Here is a 20,872-nt window from a genome sequence, read left to right as displayed (position 1 = left end):
GGCCTTGCAACGCCTCCCGCCAGGGCCGAATTATTTTCCCCGGACAGCAGTGGGCTTTCGCCGGAATGACGGTGAGGAATGTGCCGAACTGATTTGCTAGTCGGCGGCTTTTTGTCATCAAAATAAAAACGCCCGGATAACCCAGGCGCTTTTCGCAAAGCTTGCACAGCTTTATGCAATTACCGGCAACGTATCGACCCCCGCCTCGATCGCGGCCTTGTGCATATGCGTACGCGGCAGCAGGCGTGCAAAATAGAACGCCGCCGCATCCCGCTTCGCCTGCTTGAATTCCGGCTGCTGCGTGCTGTGCGCCAGCGCCGCTACGGCACGCGCCCAGAAATAGGCAAGCGTGATGTAGCCGCTGTAATAGAGATAGTCGGTGGCGGCGGCGCCAAGTTCTTCCGGATTGGTTTGGATACGCTGCGCCAGCTTCATCGTCAGCTCGCCCCATTCTTTGCCGAGCGCGCCAAGCGTGCCGACGAACGACTTCAAGGCCTCATCGTTTGCATGCTGCTTGCAGAACGCGCCGACTTCGCCGAGGAAATGCTGCAAGCCAATGCCCTTCAATTGCAGGATCTTGCGGCCCAGCAGATCCGCCGCCTGGATGCCGGTAGTACCTTCGTACAACGTAATGATGCGTGCATCACGCACGAACTGCTCTACGCCGTTCTCCACGATAAAACCGTGGCCGCCGTAGACCTGCAACGCTTCCTTGGTGCACTCCTGCGCAAGCTCGGTGACCATGCCCTTGGCGATCGGAATCAGGAAGGCGAGCAGTTCACTGGCTTTCTGCCGCTGCGCGTCGTCCGCACCGCGTGCTTCGATGTCGGTTTGCAGTGCGGCGTACAGCAGCAGCATGCGCGAACCTTCGACGAAGGCGCGCTGGGTCAGCAGCATGCGGCGCACGTCCGGCTGCACCAGCAAATTGTCGGCGGGCTTGTCCGGGAATTTTGCACCGGAAAGCGAGCGCGACTGCAAACGTTCGCGCGCATAGTTGAAGCTGTTCTGCAGCGCGCGTTCGGATAGCGCCAAACCCTGCACGCCCACCGACAGGCGTGCGGCATTCATCATGGTGAACATGGCGGCCAGTCCTTTGTGCGGCTGGCCGATCAGGAAGCCTTCCGCCTCGTCGAAATTCATCACGCAGGTGGCGGAGCCGCGTATGCCCATCTTGTGCTCGATGGCGCCCGCGTACACGTTGTTGCGCTCGCCCACCGCACCATCGCCGCCTACCTTGAACTTCGGCACGATGAACATGGAGATGCCGCGGCTGCCGGCCGGCGCGTCGGGCAGGCGTGCAAGCACCAGATGGATGATGTTCTCGGCCAGATCGTGGTCACCCGCACTGATGAAGATCTTGGTGCCGGTGATCTTGTAGCTGCCATCCGCGCCGGGTTCCGCACGCGTTTTCAAAAGGCCCAGATCGGAACCGGCCTGCGGCTCGGTCAGGCACATGGTGCCGGTCCATTGACCAGAGACGATGGGCTTGAGGTAGGTGTGCTTCTGGTCGTCCGTGCCGTGCAGTTCGAGCGCATGGCAGGCGCCTTCGGACAACAGCGGATACAGGCTCCACGACAGATTGCCGGATTGGAACAGCTCCGTGGTGGCAACACCCAGCACCGAAGGCAGCGCCTGCCCGCCGAATTCTTCCGCCATGGTGAGGCCGGCCCAGCCGCCTTCGGCAAATTGCTTGAATGCTTCCTTGAAGCCCTTCGGCGTGGTGACGGTACGGCTGGCCTTGTCGAAGTGGCAGCCTTCTTCGTCGCCCGGCGCATTGGTCGGCGCCAGCACCTGTTCGCTCAAGCGGCCGGCCTCTTCCAGCACCGCATCGAGCAGGTCGCGCGTATGGCCGTCGCCACCTTGCAGCTTGGTCAGTACGGCTTCGGCGCCAAGTACGTCGAAAAGTGCAAAGCGCTGATCATCGAGCGGGGCCTTGTAGAGCGTCATGGCTGGATCCTTGGTAGAGCGTTAGCGATATGTATTAGGAACACCGGGGACCGGCGAAAGGAAAGAGTTGCTGCTAACCGGGAAATCACGCGGATTCTTGTTGTCCGGGTGGTCCTCCAGGTTGGGTACGCAATGCACGATGCCGTTGAGCATGTAGGGCAAGGACCCCGCGCTGCCCTTGGCGGACACCGCCTGCAAAGCCTGGCTCATGGCCGGTGTCGGCAACACTTCCGCTTGCACTACGTCGCCGGCGAAAGAGGGCACATCCAGGTTGAACGTTGCATGCACCCGCACCGGAATGCCTTGCGCCACCTGCAGGCTGCCCTCGATCGACTGGTACTCCATGCCGGTGTAGCTGTTGTTCTGGAAGCGCAGGGTGAGTTGCCAGGCGCCGTCCGGCTGCACGCGCATCTGCTGGATGGTGATGGTGGGCGGGAACACGCTTTGCCGTTGTGGTCCGCAGGCGGCCAGCGCGATTGCCGACAACAACAAGGCCAGTCCGTGGAGCAGTCGTTTCATGAAGGCACCTCAAACGATTGTTTGAATATAACAGGGAATGGGATGGGTGGAATGGTGGCGTGCAGCACGCAAGACGTTTGAAACGAAATGGTCGCATGCGGTTCCAAAGGCCACACAGAGCAGGCATCATTACTGGCTGCTCTCACTTTCATCCCAACTACGGTCATCCATGTCCCGTCGCATCGTTGCTCGCCGCTCACCCATCCACGGCAATGGCGTCTTTGCCGTCGCCCCCATCAAGAAGGGTGAAGAAATCATCGAATACAAGGGCACGCTGATGACCCATGACGAAGCCGACGAGATGTACGGCGACGGTGGCGAAACAGGGCATACCTTCCTGTTCACGCTCAACGAGGAATACATCCTCGACGCCAACCGCAAGGGCAACGTGGCGCGCTGGATCAACCACAGCTGCGCCCCCAACTGCGTGGCGTTCGTAATCGAAAGCGAAAGCGGTGACCTGCGCAAGGACAAGGTGGTGATCGAGGCCAAGCGCAACATAAAGGCCGGCGAAGAACTCACCTACGACTACGGCATCGTGCTGGAAGTGCCGCATACCGCCCGCCTGAAGAAGAAGTGGGCGTGCCTGTGCGGCTCGCCCAAGTGCACCGGCACGCTGCTCAAGCCCAAGCGCCAGCCCAAGCACTGATCACGCCGCGCTCACCGCCGGCATACGCGGCCTGGATCGGGTCGTTTGCAGACTCTGGGTCTCCCACCCGGAGTCTGCCCATGAACAGCAAATCCTTGTCCGGCAAGAAGATTGCCGTGCTTGCCACCGAAGGTTTCGAATACTCCGAGCTGACCGAGCCCAAGCGGATGCTCGAAGAAGCCGGCGCCAAGGTCGAGGTGATCGCGCCCGGCGATGCGAAGGAAATCAAAGGCTGGAACGTCAGCGACTGGGGCGATGCGGTGAAAGTGGATCGCCCGCTCAGCCAGGCCAAGCCCGATGATTACGAGGCGTTGCTGCTGCCGGGCGGCGTGATGAACCCCGATAAGCTGCGCCTGAAAAAAGAAGCGATATCGTTCGTGCGCGCGTTTGGCGACGCCAACAAGCCGATCGCCGCGATCTGCCATGGGCCGTGGACGCTTATCGACGCCGGTTGCGTCAAAGGCCACACCATGACGTCATGGCCCAGCCTGCAAAAAGATCTGGAAAATGCCGGCGCGCATTGGGAAGACCGCGAAGTAATCCGCGACGGCAACCTGGTGACCAGCCGCAAGCCGGACGATATTCCGGCGTTTGGCAAGGCGTTTATCGAGTTGCTGGCGGCGTAGCGTGGAGCCTCCTCTCCGTACGGGGAGAGGGGTACATTTCGCAGAATTGAAAGCATTCGCTGCATTTGCAGCGGATGAGAACAAAATCGTATTTATCGATTGCCCATTTTACTTGTGGATCGCGAAAGTGCGGCAGAGTCTCTGAGCATTCGCGGTACTCGGCAATACGAAGCCAACGAGACTGGCAATAAGCAACGAATTCACTATCGATAACCGTTGCCTGGGTATTCCTCCTTGAAATACGGGAAATAGCGCTGTGGCGTCGGTCATTCACCCGGCGTCCTGGTACTGATGATTGGGTAAGGCGTCCGTGAAGTTCGCGATGGACGCAAATAACTCTTTGACTTGCCAATGCAGCGCCCGGACACGTTCGCCATCAGTAAAAAATTGCGACGTATGTAGGTTAAGTCCTACAACAGGCGTCGTCCTTTACCGATTGTTTCCGACCTTCTGAAACCTATTCAATGTGCGAATTGTGCGGCGCGCATGACGGTCATTGATGCGTCTCCGCAATATCCAGGGGACAGGGGGATTAGGAGATGGCGGCGAGTGCCAAGGCTTGGGATGAGCTCGCTATGGGTGAGGGCTTGCCTGCGCGCAGTGCGCAGATCAAAGGGGACAATTCGATGCATGCATGTTGGCAAAGGAGCTGCCTGTGGGTAGCCGCGTTGTTGGTGCTGGCCGGTTCATGCCACGCCCAGTCCTCGGGAGGAGCGACCCCCGATCTGGAATACCAGAAGCTCATTCAGGTCGATCAAAACATCGAACCCTTGGGCGAGCACCCGTTTGGCGAAAGCATCAGTACGTATGACGGAAGCACGTCGTTCCACGTCACGGATGTCTCGTTGCGTGGTAATGGCCCGGCCATCACCGTGGGTCGATCACTGGAATTTTATGAGTGGCCTTCCCACATCATCGATACCGCTCCTCCGTCTTTCCCATTCGGAAGCTGGGATCTGGATATTCCCCGTATCGAAACGCTTGTAGGGACTGCCGGTCTCCCATCGACGGCCGTGTGGCAAACAGGGGTCGGTGGAACTACTCCTGACGTAGGTACAACAAATAGATGCAGCACTTTCGCGCCGCCACCAGGCATTCTGTCCACGTTGGCTGAGGGTGGCTGGGTGGCGGATGAATGGTGGGAGGGCTACAACTTGCTGGTGCCCGGCGAAGGCAAACAGCAACTGATGCCCCGCTACGGTGCGAATACTCTGTCACCGAACAACGGGGCGAGTTTTAACATTGTCACGAAGAACAACTGGATGATCACTTGCGGTGTTACGGCGAGTGATGGTGGCGAAGGATTCCTTGCCATCGCACCCGATGGCACGCGCTACACCTTCGCTCACCTTGTCTATCGTCCGTGGTACCCAATCATTGGCGCGGGTGGCCCACTTCCGCCTGACGGTACGATCATCGCAACACAGACGCCTCCCCCCGGGCCGAGCTCTTTCGCGGCAAAGAGTGCCCTCAAAGGGCAGAGTGTCACGCCCATGACCGCTGGACCAGGCGGGCTGGCCATCCTGTATCGCGAAGATGCATTGATGTATGTCACGCAGATCCAGGATCGCTTCGGCAATACGCTGATCTACAACTACGATTCCACCACGGGTTATCTCTCCAGTATTACGGCGAATGACGGACGCGAAGTTGATTTCACCTACGCGCCAGGTTCGTCGGTCATCCAAACGATTACCGCCAAGGCGTCCAACGTTTCGCCGCGCACCTGGACATATACGTACGCAGCCGGTCAGTTCGTTGTTCAATTGCCCGATGGCAGTTCGTGGTCCGACAACTTACCTGTTGGTGCGTACGATCTCATTCTCCCTTCCAATGCGTGTTCGGCCAACCGGTTTCCCTATTCCAATACGACTCCGGTAAGTGGACCAGGCACCATGACCGGTACGATCACAACTCCCTCCGGGCTCACGGGCACTTTTAGCTTCGTGATGAAAATGAGCGGCCGTTCGTATACGCCCCAACTGTGTTGGGGGTTAGCCAGCGCGCCGGTGGACGAGATCCCCATGGCGATCTGGCCGGAGTGGTACGTTCAACCTGCCATTACCAGTGAGGTGATCTCGGGTGCGGGAATGCCAACGCAAACATGGACTTATAGCTATTCGCCCGCAAATGCGAGCTGGAGTACCGACGCCTGCGCGACTAGCAGTACGTGCCCCACGACCGTTTACACGGATGTCACCGACCCCAACGGTAACGACACGCGTTACACGCACAGCAATCGCTTCGATTCCACCGAAGGGCTGCTCCTTCGTACGGACACATACAGCGGCGCTTATGGCGGCAGCTTGGTGCGCTCGGTGGTTAATACCTACGCCAATGCGTCGACCGGCGCGTGGCCAAGCGTCTATGGCGCCGACTTGGCGTACCGCGACAATTACTATCAAACCGAACAATTGGCACCATTAAGTCAACGCACGATCACTCAGGACGGCCAGAACTACACCTGGCAAACGATGGCGTTCAACGCCTACGCACAACCCACGGATGTGAAGCGCTATAACGATATCCCCGGACAGTCCTCGATCGAAGAGACCACCGCCTACCTCAACGACACCAACCTGTGGGTGTTGGGCTTGCCGCAGACAGTGACGAACGTCGGCACCGGCGAGGTAGAAACGAACAACAGCTACAACAGCCTCGACCTGTTGCAATCGCGCTCGCGCTTCGGCGAGTTCCTGATGAGCTATACCTACAACAGCGCCGGCCAACTGGCGAGCTTCACCGATGGCAATAACAACACGACCAGCCTGAGCAACTACTACCGCGGCATTCCCCAGGAAATCGACTACCCCGACTCAGGCAGCGAAACGCTGACGGTCGATGACCTCAGCGAGATCCGGTCGATCACGGACCAGAACGGCAACACCACGCAATACAGCTACGATCCCATCGGCCGGATCAGCACGATCACCTATCCGACCAACGATACGGTGTCGTGGTATCAGAAAAATTTCACGTATTCGTTCGTCAACAGTGCCGAGCGCGGCATCGCAGCCGGACACTGGGATCGCACCACGACCGTCGGCAATGCGGTGACCACCACCTACTTTGACGCCACCTTGCGCCCGATCCTGAGCGACACCTCCAGCGGCAGCCAGGACATCACCACGGCGACCAGCTACGACTACACCGGTGCAATGACCTTTGCCTCGTATCCCGTGTATGGCACACCGGATATCACCGCCGTCACCACCGGCACGCATCACCTCTACGACGCGTTGGAGCGTGAAACCCAAACGCAGGAAGACAGCGAACTGGGTGCATTGACGACGACGACGGCTTATCTGCCGGGCGCCGGCAAGCGAGTCACCGACCCGAACACCAACGTGACGACCACGTACTACCAGGTCTTCGACGAGCCCGACTATAAGGATCCGATTTCGGTCATTGCGCCGGGCGGTATCACGCAAACCATCGCGCGCGATATCTACGGCAATCCCACCTCGATCACCCAGTCCGGTGCCTACGGCAGCGAGAACGACAGCGTCACCAAGACGCTGCTCTACGACGGCTATCACCGCCTGTGCCGCACCACGGAGCCGGAAAGCGGTAGCACGGTGATGGTCTATGACGCCGCCAACAACCTGGCGTGGAGTGCGCAAGGCCAGACCATCACCGATGGCAGCTGCGGCCAGGGCGATGTACCCACCACTGCGCAGACCGTGCGCACCTACGATCCGATGAACCGCGTCTGGTCGATCACGCCGCCGGCGGGGACGCAAACCACCAATTACACCTATGACCTGGTCGGCAATATCAAGACCGTCAGTTCCGGCGTCACCCAGCAGCAGTTCGGCTATGACACGCGCAACCTGCTCACCACCCAGGCGCTTTCCGTGCCGGGCTATGCCTGGGCACTGGGTTATTCGTACGACGGGTATGGCCATGTCAGCGCCATCGGCTATCCCTCGTACAACGGCACCAGTGAAGGCGTGGCGTACAACCCGGATGCGCTGGGCCGCACGACCCAGGTGGGTACCTACGCCAACGGCATTACGTACTTTCCGAACAGTCAGGTGGCGAGCTTTAACTATGGCAGCGGCGCCAGCTACGTCGCTCAGCAGAACACGCGCCAGCTGTTGAGCAATTTCAGCTATGGCTTAGGCAGCACGTTAAACCTCAGCGAGGATTACACCTACGACGCCAACGGCAACATCACCAACGTCAATGACCTGGTCAACGGCCAGCGCACCAAAACGTTCGGTTATGACCCGCTCAACCGCCTTACCAGCGCGACCGCGAGCCATCTGTATGGCACGGAGAGCTACACCTACGATGCCCTGAACAACCTGCGCACGCGCCTGACCGGCGGCAACACCCTCACGCTCAACTATGACGCCAGCAATCACCTGGCAAGCGTGGCCCAGAACGGCAGCGTCATGACGCAATACGGTTACGACGCGCAGGGCAACCGCGCTAGCCTGACCAGTGGCGGCGCGACGACGAGTTACAGCTTCGATGCCGAGAACCAGCTGCTCCAGGTCTCGGGAGTGGAGAGCTACGCCTACGATGCGGCGGGCCGTCGTGTCACCAAGACAGGGACCAACGGCGCGGTCACGGCCTACTATTTTTACGATCAGGCCGGCCAGCTGATGTACGAGTTCGATCCGGGTGCGGGCACGGGTACGAACTATGTGTACTTGGGAACGAAACTGATCGCCAAGCATGCGACACCGCAGCTCGCCGTGCCGACCGGCATCGTGGTCACGCCCAATCCCAACAATGGCCACTTCACCGTCAGTTGGAACGCGGTCACCGGCGCGACCAGTTATACCTTGCAAACCACCAATGGCCTCAGTGGCACCACGGTGGTGTACAGCGGGAGTGCTGCCTCGGCATCACTAACAGTGAGTACCGGCGGCACGCAGTTCTATCAACTGCAGGCGTGCAATAGCGGCGGCTGCAGCGGATGGGCGGATATCCAGGTCGGCATCTGGCCGGCGGTTCCCACTGTCACTGTCCCCAGCGGCACGATCAATGGTGGCTACCAGGTCACCTGGTCCGCCCCGGCGGGCGCCAATACGTACACGGTGCAAGAAGCGGTCAACGGCGGCGCCTGGACGACGATTGCCAGTGGCACCGCGACCAATTCCATCTCGCGACTAGGCACCACGTCAGGCAGCTACACCTATCGAGTGGAAGCGTTCAACCGGACGGTGGCGGGCTCGGCGGGGTGGGGCACCTCGGCGGCTGTCACGGTGAACACCAGTTACGGTGTGGTGCCAAGCACTCCTGCCAACCTGACGGTGCCGAGCGCCAATTACACCGGCACGGTGACCATCAGCTGGGGCGCCTCCACACCGATCGTGACCGGTTACACCTTGCAGCAGAAGCTGAGTAATGGGAATTGGACCACGGTGTACAGCGGCACCGGCACCAGCGCCACACTGAGCGGACTGGGCAATGGCACGTACACCTATCAAGTACAGGCCTGCAACACCTCCGGAGGTGGTTCGGCGTGCTCGGGGTGGGCGACGTCCAATGCAATGGTGGTCACGCTTCCGCCGTCGCCGGCGCCTACCGCGCAGGTGCAGACGCAAAACAGCACGACTGGCACGTACATTGTCAGTTGGTCAGGCAACAACGAAGCCACCTATTACGTCGTGCAGATGCAGGTCAACGGTGGCGCCTGGACGCAGGTGCAGAGCGGTACGGGTACGGCCTATGACGCCACCGGGCAAACCGATGCAACCTATAACTACCGCGTAGAGGCGTGCAACGTCGCTGGATGTACCGGTTGGAGCACTCCGGTTACCACGAGTGTGCTGTTACCGCCGGGTTCGGCGCCGTCGCTGAGTGGCGGTGGTACGAGCAACACCGGCAGCTACGGTCTCAGCTGGAGTGGTGTAGCTACGGCAACCTATTACAACCTGACAGAAAACGGGAACCTCATCCAGAACAACGGTACAACCAGCTGGAGCACGAGCGGGCGAGGCAATGGGACGTATCAGTACCAAGTACAGGCGTGTAATGCCTCGGGATGCGGGCCTTGGAGTAACGTCGTGACTGAGTCCGTCGCGCTGATTCCCGCCACACCAACCATCACGGTGAAACAAGTGCCAGGGAGCAAGCTCATAAACGTAACAGTCACCTGGGCAGCAATGCCTAACGCAACATTTTATGTGGTGCGAGAACTCTCCGGTGGCACCTATACGCAGGTGTATTCGGGCTCCAACACATCTTGGTCGGGCATTTATCCCTACGGACCCCTGCGCTCCTTCAATGCGGAAGCATGCAGTAGCGCAGGGTGTTCACAGTGGAGCAATGACTAGCTCCTCGGATGACATGCTCGTCGTTGGTCTCAGGTGGTTGCTACAGCAACGTGCATGGGGCCAAAGCAATATGTCCGATCGCACGAGCGTGTTCAAAGATGTTGGGTAACGTCAAAGTGGTGTCGATCAAATGGCTGCGTAAGCGAAGTTTGAACATCGGCATCATGGGCGCTCATCTAATCGGGGGAAATATGCGCAAGCAATGGTGGTTGAAGTGGGGAAGCATTCTGGCTGTTCTATGCGGGCCAGCGTTGGTTAGTGCACAAACCGTCAGCTTCGATACCTTGCCTGCGCTGCGCGTCACAACACCTGTTCCCTCCGGTTTACACGTGCCCGGTGATATGGACGGCAATGGCGTATCCGATCTGTTTTTGTTCAACCCGCAAACCAGCCAACTCCAGTATTGGCTGATGAACACCAATGATGCGAATGGCGCCGTCACCAAACTCAGCTCGCGCACCATCAGCGTGACGTCTGGCTATTTTGTCGGTGCCCTTGGTGATTTCAATGGTGACGGCTTGGCGGACCTGGTCTTCACCAGCAGCAATCACGATCTCTATCTATGGACCAACAATGGTCAGGGTGGCTTTACCTCCACGCAGATCGATTCCTATCCAGCAGGATGGAAGCTGGTGGGCGCCGCTGATGTGGACGGGGATGGCCAGGATGATCTGCTCTGGTTGAACCCATCGACCTGCCAGTTCGGCTACTGGCTGATGAAGAACGGCGTTCACGTCGAATCGAAAACGATCAACATTACCTGCGGCTACTACCCGCTATCGATCGGGTATTACACCCCGTCGAACCGCGTTTCGATCATCTGGACCAGCGCAGCCCAGGATATGTCTATCTGGGATAGCATGGGCAATCAGTTCACGCCTTACTCATTCGGCACGTATGGGCCGGGCAGCACCATGGTGGCACTGGGCGGGGGCTACGAAGGCTCCCTGATGAGCCTGATCTACATCGCGTCCAACCAGACAGCCTTTGGTCTCGAACTCGACCGTACCTTTGATCAGATCGGAAACCAGACGCTCTGGCAGACCACGGAATGGTGGCTCGACAACAATTATCAGCTGCCATGGAGTTCAGCCGGCTTTCTCATCGAAGGACGGGGCACCAACATGACCGGCGTGATCTATCAGCACGGGACGGCTGAGCTTGAAGTGTGTCCGCCGTTGGGTGGTAGCGGTTATGAAAGCACGCCCGCACCGATGCCTTACACGTGCCCGAGCTTTTCCATTCCGTCGGGATGGAAGGTCATCGGGGCGATGGCCAATGGCATCGTTCCAGGCGGCTAGTTTCCATAAAGCTTGTCAGCGCCAATCGATCATTGGTTGCAAATCGACAAATAAGGACGTCACGCCATGGATACCCATAAGAAGCGGCAAATACGAAAGTCCATTGGGACTTTGCTGCGCTGGTTCGCGCTGAGTTTGCTGTTTGCAAGCGTGCATGCGTTTGCGCAGACCGGCGGTACGGTGACTTACGTCTATACCGATCCGCAGGGAACGCCTCTGGCAGAGACGGATGCGAGCGGGAATATCACGGCCACGTTCGAGTACACGCCTTACGGGACCTATGCGCCTCAGGGCACGTCGGCGCCTGGCCCTGCACCGAAAGGTCCTGGATACACGGGGCATGTGAGCGATCCGGAGACGAACCTCGTTTATATGCAGGCGAGGTATTACGACCCGGTGACGGGGCATTTTTTGAGCATAGATCCCGTCACGCCATCGCCAGGGGACGCATTCAACTTCAATCGATATGCCTACGTCGATAACAACCCGATTATGGGGATGGATCCCACGGGCAAGGACGACTGTGGGGGCCCAGCATGTACGTTTATGCGCCAAATTTCGGACAGCTTCAGTCGGGTTGCCAGCGGAGCGTGGGGCGATGCGAATGGATCGCCCAGCGGGATGATGACCCAGCATGCACAGGCCGCCGCTAGCGCCATGAATGGGGCAATAGCTGCGGGCATATCTGACGCAGCTGCTACCGTTGCACCGGTGGCGGACGCTGTGCCCGGTGCAACGCTTGGCGCCTGCGTTGCAGGTGAGAAGTGCAGTGGTGGTGATTGGGCTATGGGTGCCTTGTTGGTCATTCCTGGCGAAGGTGAAGAAGTAGATGCCGCTTCTCTCATAGGGAAGGCTGTGCATGGTAATTCAGCAGCCAGCAAAGCCACCTCGTACTTGTATCGACTAATCGATAATGGAGGTGGACTCTTGAAGTGGGGTATCTCGAAGAATCCATTTAGGCGATACACCCAAGGTTTTATGCTAGATAAGGATATGCAGATTATGACCTCAGGTTCGCGACGGGAGATGCTCAATTTGGAGCGATGGATCGTGGAACGCGACCCGGGTGCACTAAACCGTGAACCGTGGGCTGGTGATAAGGCGGGAGGTACCCCATGAAAACTGTAGATGAAATGGAAGAAACGCCGGCTCTTTCCCTGGGTTCGATCGTTGGGGGTTCAACCGTAGCCAACAAGCCATGGCAGGCGGCGATTAGAGAACTAACTACTCGTATCGGTGAGGTAAGGCAGGGCGTTGAAGTACCTTTGAATCTAAATGTAGTGTTTCAAGTTCCTGGGAATATGCTGAAGCCGGAGTTTGTTGGAGTCCGCACGGGTAGCTTCTCCAAGGCAAGGGCTTTGCTGATGGTTCAGGTGGCGGTCCCCGAAGAAGTACCTCCGGACCCAGCGCTTTACGTTAAAAATGCTATTCATGAAGCCATTGACGAGGCTGCTAGATGGGCGGTGAAGCGCAAAGTAGCGATCGACGTTCCCAAGCTCCTTGACATACTTGATCGAGCGTAACCAAAAACAGGAGAAGAGCGGGAAGACGAAGGTCGTCAGATAGAAAAGCGTATGACTTACCCGATCGTGCAACCTCCTTTCACGTTAGATTTTTACACGATGCCAAAACGCGAATTGGCCGATTATCGAGAATGGTTTCTTGATATTCTGCCGGTAGGCATGCGCACACTTGAAGAAAAGCCGTGCTAGCGACGCAGGGGTTTGAGCGCTGGCGTGCGAACGAAACGCCCGATTCCCTCAATACCTTGGGCGAATGGCTTGCCACTCAAGTTGAAACGCGAGCTCTTACAACTGAAGAGTCAGCGCAGGCGGTGAAGGAGATGCCGCCTCAATTCAAAGGCATTTTGCCCATCGAACCATGGGAGTTGACCAATCGCAGTTACTCATTGGCGATGGACGTTGGCATGTATCTTGGTCAGGTGATGCTCTCGAAGTATCCATCACGCCTGCGGTGGGACCAGGACTTGCGGGATAAGCGGGACGCTGACTGTGGTCAAGTATTGATTGTTGGGACAGGGGTCGTGTCCATGAATACCGTTGGTTTCCTTGTGGGCATGGCTAAAAATTTTATACGGCAGAAGGGAAAGAGAGACCTGCGCAGTGTATGAAATCTGGTCGGGCCCCGAGTCCGCGCTATTTGTGCCAGCGCCCATCAAGAAAGCCCGTAAACCGCGCAACTGACGAGCGATCAAATCCATTGAGGTTTGAACGCGATAGATACGGATGCTGCATTAATCCGGTCGCTGGAAAAAAATCATCATTTTCGTCTGCCGCAACGTGGTCGCTTGCCGTCGATTTGTGCTGCGCTGGTTCGCGCTGAGTTTGCTGTTTGCAAGCGTGCATGCGTTTGCGCAGACCGGCGGTACGGTGACTTACGTCTATACCGATCCGCAGGGAACGCCTCTGGCAGAGACGGATGCGAGCGGGAATATCACGGCCACGTTCGAGTACACGCCTTACGGGACCTATGCGCCTCAGGGCACGTCGGCGCCTGGCCCTGCACCGAAAGGTCCTGGATACACGGGGCATGTGAGCGATCCGGAGACGAACCTCGTTTATATGCAGGCGAGGTATTACGACCCGGTGACGGGGCATTTTTTGAGCATAGATCCCGTCACGCCATCGCCAGGGGACGCATTCAACTTCAATCGATATGCCTACGTCGATAACAACCCGATTATGGGGATGGATCCCACGGGCAAGGACGACTGTGGGGGCCCAGCATGTACGTTTATGCGCCAAATTTCGGACAGCTTCAGTCGGGTTGCCAGCGGAGCCTGGGGCGATGCGAATGGATCGCCCAGCGGAATGATGACCCAGCATGCGCAGGCCGCAGCTAGCGCCATGAATGGGGCAATAGCTGCGGGCATATCTGACGCAGCTGCGACTGTTGCACCGGTGGCCGATGCTGTGCCTGGGGCTTCACTAGGAGCTTGCGCTGCTGGTCAGGGCTGCAGTAAAAGCGATTGGATATTCGCTGGGCTGGCCGTTGTGCCTGCTGACGGCTTCGAGGCAGGAGAGGGTGCTTCTCTCTTCGCGGATGTTCTGCATGGTAATTCTGCGCTAAGTACTCGCACTGCTTATTTATATCGATTGACGACAAAAACGGTAACCTGCTCAAATGGGGGATATCTTATAACCCTGCTAGACGTTACACCTCGAAGGTTATGTTCAACAAAGACATGCAGATCATGATGTCTGGAACAAGACGAGAGATGCTTGACCTCGAAAGGTGGATCGTCGAACGTGACCCAGGCAAGTTAAATCATGAATCTTGGGCGGATGAAGCAATTCGGAATGGAACTGTAGAAAATGGCCCTTGAAGAACCCGAAGATAAAGAAGTCGAGATTCTTACCTTTGGCACACTTGTTGGAGGAAGTGGCACCAATAGTCACCGCTGGAAAGATGCAGTTTGGGATTTGAGTTGGCGGATTGATGGCGTCGCGAAGACCCATACATCGCCCTTAAAATTGAACGTTGTATTTCACATTCCGGGAAATATGCTCAAACCGGAATTCAGCGGAGTTCGTACCGGTTCGTACTTTAAAAAATTAGCGGCGCTCATGGTTCAAGTTGCACTGCCTGAAGAGCTTGCTGAAGATGTGCCGGCGTACATTGAGCACGTTACACATTTAGCCATCGACGAAGCGGCCCGCTGGGCCGTAAAGCGTCGTCTCGAGTTTGATGCTGCTCTGTTTCATGACATCGTTGAACGGGCTGGCGGGTCTTCCTCATCTAATAATGCAGCCTGATCGCTCGCCGGTGATTTGTTTTCCAGTTCCAGTGAAGTGAGATAGTCCCTGTTACTGTCGAGCTTGTGCGTGGCTTTAGAAACGATCCATTCGTACGCTGTGATTGCCTCCGGCCAGCCCACGAGCTTCATGGCATCTCTGGAAAAACATCGGGCCTACCCACGGCCAGATCCAGCGCAAAGGTGGCGGCGCCACGCTTGACGCATGCAAGCTCCGCTTCTGCCGCACGTTTGGCATCCGCCTCGGTAGGGAAGTCACCACGCAGGACCTTCATATGTCCATACCTGACGGCAAGTGCGCGGTGGCTATGAGGGGCTCCCTCATCAGCCTGATCTACATCGCGTCCAACCAGACAGCCTTTGGTCTCGAACTCGACCGTACCTTTGATCAGATCGGAAACCAGACGCTCTGGCAGACCACGGAGTGGTGGCTCGACAACAGCTATCAGCTCCCCTGGAGTTCGGCGGGTTTCTTGATCGAAGGGCGGGGCACGAACATAACGGGCGTGATCTACCAACATGGTGCGGCGCAGCTGGAAGTATGCCCACCCTTGGGCGGTAGCGGTTATGAAAGCACGCCCGCACCCATGCCTTATACGTGTCCGAGCTTTTCGATTTCCTTCGGGGTGGAAGGTCATCGGAGCGATGGCCAATGGCATCGTTCCCGGCGGCTAGTTTCCATACGCCTTGTCAGTGCTAATCGGTCATCCATCGCAGCTTTGACAATTAAGGACGCTACATCATGGAAATCAGTAAGAAGCGGCAAGCAAAAAGGTTCATAAGGAGTTTGCTGCACTGGTTGATGCTGAGTTTGATGTTTGCAAGCACGCATGCGCTTGCACAGACAGGCGGTACGGTCACCTACGTCTACACCGATCCGCAAGGCACGCCACTGGCCGAGACGGATGCGAGCGGGAATATCACAGCCACGTCTGAGTACACACCTTACGGTACCTACGCCCCTCAGGGGACAACCACCCCGGGCGCTGCACCCAAGGGGCCTGGATATACGGGGCATGTGAATGATCCGGAGACAAACCTCGTTTACATGCAAGCGAGGTACTACGACCCGGCGACAGGACACTTTTTGAGCATCGAACCTGTTAGTCCACGGGCCGGTGATGCGTTCAACTTCAATCGATATGCGTACGTCAACAACAATCCCATTATGGGGTTGGACCCCACGGGCATGGATGACGACTGTGGTGGTCCTGCGTGCAGGGTCATGCGCCAGATTTCGGACGGCTTCAGCCGGGTTGCCAGCGGGGCCTGGGGCGATGCGAATGGATCGCCGAGCGGAATGATGACTCAGCACGCGCAAGCCGCCGCTACCGCCATGAATAGCGAAATAAATGGGGGCCTAGCTGATGCAGCTGCGACCGTTGCACCTGTGGCTGATGCTGTGCCGGGGACTTCACTCGGAGCTTGCGCCGCTGGTCAGGGCTGCAGTAAAAGCGATTGGATATTCGCCGGTCTGGCCGTTATTCCGGAGGATGGGCTGGAGGTAGGTGCGGCGAGGGTACTTAAGCCAATTAATTTGCCTGCTTGGCGACGTATCTCCATTGCCATGGAACACATCGCATCTGGTCATATGGTAGGAGGCTCTCGAGTTAGTTCCCTAAAGACTCTATTTCCGGAGGGTATGTCGGTCAGCCAAGTAGAGAACGCAGTGCGTCAAGCGTATCGGTATGGTCAAAGAGTTGCTACTCAGGGAAATCGTGTGCTTGTTCGAGGTGAGTCTGGTGGTGCAAAGATAGAAATGTGGATCAATACAGACACTCGAACGATTGAAACAGCATACCCTACAAGCAGGTGACATCTATGCAAGATCTGCAGGTCGAGCTGATTGAGGAGTCAATCGGTTTTACAGGTCGCGGTCTGATAACCGGAATTGTTTTTTTTGACTTCGGAGCATTTCAATTTCCGGAGCGAGAGTGGAATGATGCGGTAGTCGTAATCGTTGATTGGTGGCTTATAGCGCTCATTAACTTAGTAGAGGGCCGGACAGGAGAGGTTGAGCTCCGTTTTATGGAAGGGTCTTTTTGGTTGTCAGTTCGCAGAGAAGTTGGTGACGAGTGCCAAATACAGTGCATAGAGGGTTCGCGCGCGAGCGTGCAGTTTCAGTGCCGAACTTCTGCTGTAAAACTTTTAAGATCCACGCTCATGATTGCCGCACGATTGCAGCGAATCTGTTATGACAAAGGATGGCGGTCAGTGGACGTTGAGGCGCTTGAGAATCACGTTGGTGAAGCTCGAAAGCTGGCAGGAGAACACTAGATGAATGAGTGATATGGAATGCTCGGAATTTGAAGATCAGGTCTGCCTGAATGTCACCGATATTGTCGCCTTGGATTTGTTAAATGAAATGAACGGAGTGCCTTACTCAAAAAAGGTGATCCTAGGAGAACATTTTGCCCTTCTATAAGATACTTCTTTGCGCTGAAGGTATCGCTCTGCCATCAGGTGATGGCGAGCCAATAGTTGGCTTTTTTGCAACACGAATCGCGTTCGGCAAGGATGCTCAAATTGCCGGAGAGAAAGCCAAGGCAATGTTGCTCAATGAGTGGGGGCGTGAAGGCTGGAGTGCCCGCAATCAAGGAGTCGATCCAGTATTGAACATACAGGAGTGTTGGAAAGTCACGTTTTTCAATGCGATGATCAAGAGAGCGTCCGGCTTCACGTTTTACCGATGATCACAAAAGCTTTGTATGCCACCGCGTGGGCTGGGATGAAATCCCGGCATCCAGAGTTGCAAAGCAAGCTAGGATTAGCACCGCCTGTGTTGTTCGCATTAGGCGTAGTGGATGCCTAGTACCTCAATCATCATGTCGCCCGCCGGGCGCTGCCAGCGCACCTCATCGCCAACTCGCGCACCGAGCAACGCCGTCGCCAACGGCGATACGTAACTTACCAGGCCATGTTCGGCATCGGCTTCATCTTCGCCCACGATCTGCCAACGCTGCTCGCCTTCATCGCTGTCGACCGTCACGGTGGCGCCGAAGGCGACGCGATCGTGCGGTTGCTTGGAGAGATCCACTTCGATGGCGCTGGCGACGCGTGCGTGGAGGTAACGCAGTTCGCGTTCGAGCGTGACCAATTCATTGCGTTGTGCCAGTGCATCCTGTTCATTCGCTTTCAAAGCGTTGTGGCGCGCCGTGGCTTTGTCCAGGCGCTCGCGCAACAAAGCCAGGCCACGCGGCGTCACGTAGTTGGCGTGCGTGCTGATCGGCAGTTCGGGCAACACCTCGGGGGTGTCGTCATCGTTGTCTTTGACGAAGGCTCGGCTCATACGGCCCTCCTTATTCGTAATGAAATAAATAGATGAAGCCGGGCGGCTGCGGCGTCGCCCGGTTCGTTCGGTGAATGGGGTGGCGACGTCAGTCTTCGTCCAGTTTCGGCTTCCAGGCCTCGCAGAGCTGGCGCTGGATGGGCGGTGGCACGGGTTCGTAATGGCTGAGGTCGAGACTGTAGCGGCCGCGGCCGCCGGTCATGGCTTTGAGTTCGGTGGGATAGTCGGTGAGTTCGGCCAAGGGTGCTTGCGCCTTGATCACGATTTCGCCGTCGTGTTTGGCATCCGTGCCCATGATGCGCGCGCGCTTGCCGGCCAGGCCGCCGGTGACGTCGCCCACGCTGGGTTCGGGAATGGCCACTTCAACATCCACGATCGGCTCCAGTACCAGCGGCCGCGCCTTGCTGACCGCATCGAGAAACGCCTTCTTGCCGGCAGAAATGAACGCGACTTCCTTGGAATCGACGGGGTGGTATTTGCCGTCGTAAACCGTCACGCGCAGGTCCTGCAACGGATAGCCCGCCACCGCGCCGTTTTCCATTGCCTGGCGCACGCCTTTCTCGATGGCGGGCAGATATTGCCCGGGAATCACGCCGCCCTTGACCGCATCGACGAATTCGAAACCGGTACCGCGGTCGAGCGGGTCGACACGCAGGAAGACTTCACCGAATTGTCCGGCGCCGCCGGTTTGTTTTTTGTGACGATGATGTCCTTCGGCCGTGTGGGAAATGGTTTCGCGATAGGCGATACGCGGCGGATGCGTCACCACTTCCACGCCGTAGCGCTCTTTCATGCGCTCCAGCATGATTTTCAAATGCAGGTCGGAAAGCCCGCGGATCACCGTTTCGTTCAGTTCCTTGTGATGTTCCACGCGAAAGCACGGGTCTTCCTCGGACAGCCGCGACAATGCCTGCGAAAGCTTCTGCTCCTGCCCTTTGTGGCTGGGTTCGAGCGCCAGGCCGAACATCGGTTGCGGGAAGCGCAGGGGCTCGAGATGGATCAGGTCTTCGTCGTGCGAGTCGTGCAGCACGGCGTCGAAATGGATGTCTTCCACCTTGGCCACGGCGGCGATGTCGCCGGGTATGGCCTGTTCCATTTCCACGTGCGATTTACCGCTGAGCCGAAACAGGTGGCCGACCTTGAACGCCTTGCGGTTGTCGTCGATGAACAGCTGGCTGTCGCGCCGAATCGTGCCCTGCCAGACGCGGAAAATGCCCAGCTTGCCGACGAAGGGGTCGTTGACCACTTTGAATACGTCGGCGATCACGTGTGCGTTCGCATCGGGCTCCACCGGAAGTTGCAGATTCTGCGCGTTGCGAAAAGGCGGCGGATTGCCTTCGGCGGGGTTGGGCAGCAGGCGATCGAACAGGTCCAGCAGTTCGTTCACGCCCGCGCCGGTGCGCGCACTGACGAAGCAGACCGGCACCAGATGGCCTTCGCGCAGGCATTGCTCGAACGCATCATGCAATTGCTGCGGCGTGAGCGCTTCTTCACCGGCCTCGAGGTAGGCGCCCATGGTGGTTTCGTTGATCTCCACCACCTGGTCGAGAATCTGCTGATGCGCTTGGGCCAGCGACGAGAAATCGGTGGCGCCGTCGCGATGGAAAAAACAGTCCAGCACCTTGCTGCCGTTGTCGGCCGGCAAGTTGACCGGCAGGCATTCACTGCCGAACTCCTCGCGCAATGCATCGACCAATCCCGCCAGGCCGGCGCTCTCGGTATCGATCTTGTTGATCACCAGCAGGCGCGCCAGGCCGCGCTCGCGCGCGCGCTCCATCATGCGGCGCGTGCCGTATTCAATGCCGTTGGATGCGTTCACCACAATCGCCACGGTTTCCACGGCGGTGAAAGCGGAAAGCGTTCCGCCGCGGAAATCCTGATAGCCGGCGGTGTCGATCAGGTTGATGTGGCAGGCATGGTGGTCGATGCCGGCGACGCAGCTGTCGATCGAGTGGCCGCGCGTTTTCTCCTGTGGATCGGTGTCCGATTGCGTGGTGCCGCGCTCTACCGATCCTTGCGTCTGGATGACGCCGCCGACGTGCAGCAAGGCTTCGAACAAGGTGGTCTTGCCCACGCCGGCGTGACCGGCGAGCGCGACGTTGCGGATGTGTTCCGTGTGATAGGACACGATGCGACCCTCCTCTGCATGGGCCTCCTGGAGCCTGTTCGATGTCTCGGCATGGTTCGCCTGGGCGGCTGCGCTGAGAACATGGAACAAGCGCCTGGACGGCTATCGTGGTGGGCCGTCATGGTCGTCCTTCGCGTCCAGGACGCAGGGCGGTCATGGCGGGGAACGGCAGTGGCGCTTGCCAGTTGGCTACTGCGGTTGGGTTAGCCTTCTCCCATTGGCCGGATTGGTCAAGTTGCAATGCGGAGATGGCTTGCCGCTGACGTTAACCTGATGTGATGCCGGTGGAACCGGCGGGCTAGGTGGCTGTCTGTGAGGCATCCCTTACCCATGGCGCCGCACGAT

Annotated in this window: 16 protein-coding genes; 12 read left to right on the top strand and 4 right to left on the bottom strand. The window is 57.9% G+C overall.

Annotated elements, in window-relative coordinates; all coding sequences use genetic code 11:
• Positions 1-171: 171 nt before the first annotated feature.
• Positions 172-1,947, bottom strand: a complete 1,776-nt coding sequence (locus tag V7M64_RS16295; protein ID WP_333680509.1) for an acyl-CoA dehydrogenase C-terminal domain-containing protein — start codon at positions 1,945-1,947, stop codon at positions 172-174.
• 21 nt (positions 1,948-1,968) lie between these two features.
• Positions 1,969-2,466 carry a hypothetical protein gene (locus tag V7M64_RS16290; RefSeq protein WP_333680508.1) on the bottom strand — a complete coding sequence of 166 codons (498 nt, stop codon included), beginning with the start codon at positions 2,464-2,466 and terminating at the stop codon, positions 1,969-1,971.
• A gap of 169 nt (positions 2,467-2,635) precedes the next feature.
• Here V7M64_RS16290 and V7M64_RS16285 point away from each other — a divergent pair, with 169 nt between their 5' ends.
• The 12 genes from V7M64_RS16285 to V7M64_RS16230 all read left to right on the top strand — a co-directional run bounded on the left by V7M64_RS16285 (position 2,636) and on the right by V7M64_RS16230 (position 17,803).
• On the top strand, positions 2,636-3,115 hold the full coding sequence (locus V7M64_RS16285; RefSeq protein ID WP_333680506.1) for an SET domain-containing protein-lysine N-methyltransferase: 480 nt from the start codon (positions 2,636-2,638) through the stop codon (positions 3,113-3,115).
• 80 nt (positions 3,116-3,195) lie between these two features.
• Complete coding sequence (locus V7M64_RS16280; protein ID WP_333680503.1) at positions 3,196-3,741, top strand: type 1 glutamine amidotransferase domain-containing protein; 546 nt, start codon at positions 3,196-3,198, stop codon at positions 3,739-3,741.
• Between the two features lie 1,493 nt (positions 3,742-5,234).
• Positions 5,235-10,034 carry a hypothetical protein gene (locus tag V7M64_RS16275; RefSeq protein ID WP_333680502.1) on the top strand — a complete coding sequence of 1,600 codons (4,800 nt, stop codon included), beginning with the start codon at positions 5,235-5,237 and terminating at the stop codon, positions 10,032-10,034.
• Positions 10,035-10,132: 98 nt separating this feature from the next.
• Positions 10,133-11,335: a VCBS repeat-containing protein gene (locus V7M64_RS16270; protein WP_333680501.1), complete on the top strand. Its 1,203-nt coding sequence runs from the start codon at positions 10,133-10,135 to the stop codon at positions 11,333-11,335.
• Positions 11,336-11,401: 66 nt separating this feature from the next.
• Positions 11,402-12,454 carry an RHS repeat-associated core domain-containing protein gene (locus V7M64_RS16265; RefSeq protein WP_333680500.1) on the top strand — a complete coding sequence of 351 codons (1,053 nt, stop codon included), beginning with the start codon at positions 11,402-11,404 and terminating at the stop codon, positions 12,452-12,454.
• Positions 12,451-12,858, top strand: coding sequence for a hypothetical protein (locus tag V7M64_RS16260; RefSeq protein WP_333680498.1), 408 nt, complete (start codon positions 12,451-12,453; stop codon positions 12,856-12,858). Before V7M64_RS16265 ends, V7M64_RS16260 begins: the two co-directional genes overlap by 4 nt.
• 182 nt (positions 12,859-13,040) lie before the next feature.
• Positions 13,041-13,466: a hypothetical protein gene (locus tag V7M64_RS16255; protein ID WP_333680497.1), complete on the top strand. Its 426-nt coding sequence runs from the start codon at positions 13,041-13,043 to the stop codon at positions 13,464-13,466.
• A 1,204-nt stretch (positions 13,467-14,670) separates the two neighbouring features.
• Positions 14,671-15,111 carry a hypothetical protein gene (locus V7M64_RS16250; RefSeq protein WP_333680495.1) on the top strand — a complete coding sequence of 147 codons (441 nt, stop codon included), beginning with the start codon at positions 14,671-14,673 and terminating at the stop codon, positions 15,109-15,111.
• A gap of 274 nt (positions 15,112-15,385) precedes the next feature.
• Positions 15,386-15,892 (top strand): hypothetical protein, encoded by a 507-nt coding sequence (locus V7M64_RS16245; RefSeq protein ID WP_333680493.1) that lies wholly within the window; start codon positions 15,386-15,388, stop codon positions 15,890-15,892.
• Positions 15,853-16,926: an RHS repeat-associated core domain-containing protein gene (locus V7M64_RS16240; protein WP_333680491.1), complete on the top strand. Its 1,074-nt coding sequence runs from the start codon at positions 15,853-15,855 to the stop codon at positions 16,924-16,926. The genes V7M64_RS16245 and V7M64_RS16240 overlap by 40 nt, the downstream gene beginning before the upstream one ends.
• 5 nt (positions 16,927-16,931) lie before the next feature.
• Entirely contained in the window at positions 16,932-17,387 is a 456-nt protein-coding gene (locus V7M64_RS16235) for a hypothetical protein (RefSeq protein WP_333680490.1), read from the top strand.
• A gap of 134 nt (positions 17,388-17,521) precedes the next feature.
• Positions 17,522-17,803 carry a hypothetical protein gene (locus V7M64_RS16230; protein WP_333680489.1) on the top strand — a complete coding sequence of 94 codons (282 nt, stop codon included), beginning with the start codon at positions 17,522-17,524 and terminating at the stop codon, positions 17,801-17,803.
• 98 nt (positions 17,804-17,901) lie between these two features.
• On the opposite strand, the gene V7M64_RS16225 is transcribed toward V7M64_RS16230, so the two are convergent.
• Together V7M64_RS16225 and fusA are read right to left on the bottom strand one after the other, a co-directional pair.
• A complete protein-coding gene (locus tag V7M64_RS16225) occupies positions 17,902-18,399 on the bottom strand; it encodes a GreA/GreB family elongation factor (protein ID WP_333680488.1) in 498 nt (165 codons plus the stop codon).
• 88 nt (positions 18,400-18,487) lie between these two features.
• Positions 18,488-20,527, bottom strand: a complete 2,040-nt coding sequence (fusA, locus tag V7M64_RS16220) for an elongation factor G (RefSeq protein ID WP_333680487.1) — start codon at positions 20,525-20,527, stop codon at positions 18,488-18,490.
• Between the last annotated feature and the right edge of the window lie 345 nt (positions 20,528-20,872).

The organism is Dyella sp. (assembly GCF_036746095.1).
Classification (GTDB): Bacteria; Pseudomonadota; Gammaproteobacteria; order Xanthomonadales; family Rhodanobacteraceae; genus Dyella_B.
This window is presented reverse-complemented; position numbering and strand designations above follow the sequence as displayed.